A 3,331-nucleotide genomic window follows, 5' to 3' on the forward strand; every position below is an offset into this window, starting at 1 on the left:
GTGGGCATCTGTACGTCGGGGCGGCCTCGGGAGACGCGGTCACGTGGTCTCCTGGTCGTGTGCGGCCCGGCCTGATAGGGCCGACATTAGGGGGACTCGGAGACGACCCCTCCGTCGACGGCTTCGGCTCCACCCGCTTCAAAGCCGAAGTTCCCGGCTATACCGCCAACCCGATCTACGACCATCTTCACTACTTTGACGACGGGTCGGAATCGCTGTTCAGTATCTCCGACGTGGTCTCCGGGCATGGTGATGCGCTACAACACGACGGGATGACCGCACACCACCGCGGCGAATACCTCATGGGGGAGGGCTTTGACCCCGAAGCCTTGCGACCTGCGACCACCGGACATCGTCATCGCGGACCAACGGGTTAGCCGCACGCTTATCGGTGAACGGAACTGTCGTGCAAGCCTTTTCAGTACCGCAGCTAGGGCAGCACCACAGGTAGCGCCGGAGTCCATTGCGTGAGAAGGTCGTTGGCAGCAACCCGGTTATAGCCGGCGAATACGGTGGTCGTGGTGTTGGCAGGTTCGGCGAATCCGACCGTCACCTGACCGTCGTAGTCGACGAAAGCGAAATTCTCCACGCTGATGCCCATTGCCTTGGCGAACTTGTCAGCGTCGTCTGGATTGGCGGCCTGCAGGGTTATGCGTTCGGGCTTGTCGTTTTGGACGGAGCCGTAGGTCAGGGTGGCGAACGGTATATCGGGCACGCCGACGGGCCGCAGCGTCGGGTGTCCGTGGCCGTCCAACTCGAGTCGTGTGGTGCCGGAGAGATTGGTGAACTCCCCGCCTAGTGTGGCGAGTACGACGAGATCCGGGGTGGGTGCCTTGCAGTCCGGTGAGAGCTGGACGCAGGAGTAGACGAGCTGCAAATCATCTATGCCGGTATCGGCGTGCTTGATGCGATGGATCGTATAGAACGGGTCGACGGACGTCTCCGTCATGAGGTAGGCGCGCGCACCCGGGCTGAACTTCCCAGCCTGCGCTGACTGCGGAAGGCCCACCCCTTCGTCGAAACCGGCCTCCAACCCGTGCGGCAGCGCCCGCCCGCCCAGGTCCTGGTAGCTGAAGGTGTAATAGCTTGTCCCGGCGTCGGAGACGCCCTTGACGGTGGGCCAGCCGCGACTGCCGGCGGGTCCGGGCGACAACGCCTCTGTGCGGTCGGTTTCCACCCACTTCGCCTGACTGGGTGACCACACCAGCTCTCGGTCGGGGATCGGTTGCCAGGCGCCGGTGGGATGAAAGCGAAGGCAGTGACCTTGGACGTCGCGCCGTCGGTGGCCACCTGGTATCGATAGCCAGTGATTGCCACGGATGTGGCCATCGGCTGGCGAAGCAGGTGGTAGAACCCCTCTTTGAAGACGCCCATCGGGTCTTGCTCGGCGAAATCGCGCAACAGCTCCGCCTGGGGGAGCGTGACCGACGTCGTAGTCGGACTCGCGGTGGTGGGATTGCCGGCCAAAGTATGCGAAATGCAGCCAGCCGCGCTGAGCGTGACTACGGACGCGGCGGCGATCGTCGCCTTGATGCGATCTCGGACAATCGCGATCGTGGACGGATGCGGGGAATGCAACAGCTGTATTGACGGGGACCATGCACGTTACGGTTGCTGGGGTCAGGAGAGTCTCGGAGCAGTCAAATGGCGGCGCCAGTGATTTGCTGCCGTCCCGTTGCTTGTTCCACTATTGATGTTGTGATTCCACGAATGGGTGGAAGGTCTAGGGACAATTCGGGAAACCGTCCCGAAGTGCGGATTATCAGGAGGGCGCATGGTGGGGGACCTGCCTTCGGACTTCGGTGAGTCTTCGACGAACCGGCCGCCCGCGGAACAGTGGACGCCGCCCCATGCCACCCATCTACCACCGCGCTCACGCACATGGCCAGCTGTCGCCGTGGCCGCGATCGCGTTAGTTGTGGCAGTCGCCGCACTGATTGTTGCCCTCACACACTCGACGCACGCCGCGTCGCCAGCTACGACCACGGGTCCGACCTATACGGCTGCCGATACGTCCGCCGCCCAACGGCAGCTGTGCGACACGTACAAACTAGCGGCGCGCGCGGTCCAAATCGACACGAACGGCAATAACCCGGCGCTGGCGCGCATCGCCGACACGAACGGCGCCGTCATGCTTGACATGGCAGCGGCCAATCCGGCTCTCGACGCTACACACCGCGACGCCGCCCGTGCGCTGGCGACGGCCTACGTAATGGCTACGGCCAAGGGGAACGCGGATGTTGCCAGCGACGCCGAGTTTCGGGCAGCAATCGATGACGTGGTCGCCAAGGACGCTGTGATGAAAAAGGTATGCGGTGGGGGTTGACCTGCCGAAGGGTACCTGGACAGCGCCGCTGATCGGTCCGTGGTGGCCGGGTCCGTCGACGGCCCTCCGCGACGCCGCCCAACACTGGGCGACATGGTCAACCCAAAAACAAGAACTAGCTCAGACTCTCCGGAACCAGCGGGAGCTCCTGTCGCAGAATCAGGGCAAAACAGCCGAGGATCTGATTTCTAGGTATTTCCAGGGTGAGAAATCTGAGCTAGATAAAGCAGAAAAATACAAAATAAAAGTAGACGCCTTAAATTCCGCTGCCGACGAAATCGACTATCTGCGGAGCCGATTGACAGAAATAGCGAACCAAGGGAACAAAGAAATAGATGACGTTCTCGCCTCGAAAAAACCACTGCCCGAGCAATTAGCAGAAATCCAGGCGATCCAAGCGCGGTGCAATGCTGATGCGGCGAAGGCATCCGCGGCGGCCGTCAACAAAATCATGGCGGCCACACAGAAGGTCCTCGACGCCGAAGGCATCCATGGAGACGCCCGAAGTTGGGCGCGTGAGCACGGCTTCAATACCGATGATGCTCCCCCGCCGCGCCAGATCAGCAAGGATGACCTGGACGCGGCAGCGCAAGGCTTCGGTGCTCGCGGTGACAGCGGTGGCAGTGGTGGGGGCCACCCTCCGGGGAGTAGCGAGGGTGCTGGCGCGCGAGCATCGCCGCCGACGGTAGTTGCTACCGGCGGGGCTAGCGCCGGTGGCGGCCCTGGGAGTGCCCAAGGTGTCGGTGCGCGTGTCCCCGGGAATGTGCCAGCTGGGGCACCAGCCGCGCCGCCGCTGGGTAGTCCGTCGATGCCGGGCGTTGGTGGACCAACAGCGCCGGCGATCCCGGCGACGCCTGGTGCACCCCTCTCGCCAGCTTCCCTCGGACAGGGCTTTTCGCCTGGACCGATGGGGCAGTCGGTCGCGACCGGCATGATGACAGGGCAGCCGGCCACTGCCGGTGTGCAATCGTTGTCTGACGGCGCGATGCATGCGATGGAGCCGGG

At 63.3% G+C, this 3,331-nt stretch carries 2 protein-coding genes and 2 pseudogenes; 3 read left to right on the top strand and 1 reads right to left on the bottom strand.

Features of this window, described 5'->3' with window-relative positions:
* Positions 1–377, top strand: a pseudogene (locus ACLP9N_RS22390) (alpha/beta hydrolase); the annotation flags it as partial.
* 53 nt (positions 378–430) lie between these two features.
* Here the strand turns inward: ACLP9N_RS22390 and ACLP9N_RS22395 are convergent.
* Positions 431–1,204 (bottom strand): hypothetical protein, encoded by a 774-nt coding sequence (locus ACLP9N_RS22395; RefSeq protein ID WP_442409450.1) that lies wholly within the window; start codon positions 1,202–1,204, stop codon positions 431–433.
* A 570-nt stretch (positions 1,205–1,774) separates the two neighbouring features.
* Between ACLP9N_RS22395 and ACLP9N_RS22400 the strand changes: the two genes are divergently transcribed.
* Positions 1,775–2,326, top strand: a complete 552-nt coding sequence (locus ACLP9N_RS22400; protein ID WP_442409451.1) for a hypothetical protein — start codon at positions 1,775–1,777, stop codon at positions 2,324–2,326.
* Positions 2,316–3,331, top strand: a pseudogene (locus ACLP9N_RS22405) (DUF5631 domain-containing protein); the annotation flags it as partial. The gene ACLP9N_RS22400 and the pseudogene ACLP9N_RS22405, both read left to right, overlap by 11 nt.

Source organism: Mycobacterium sp., from assembly GCF_052144515.1.
GTDB lineage: Bacteria > Actinomycetota > Actinomycetes > Mycobacteriales > Mycobacteriaceae > Mycobacterium.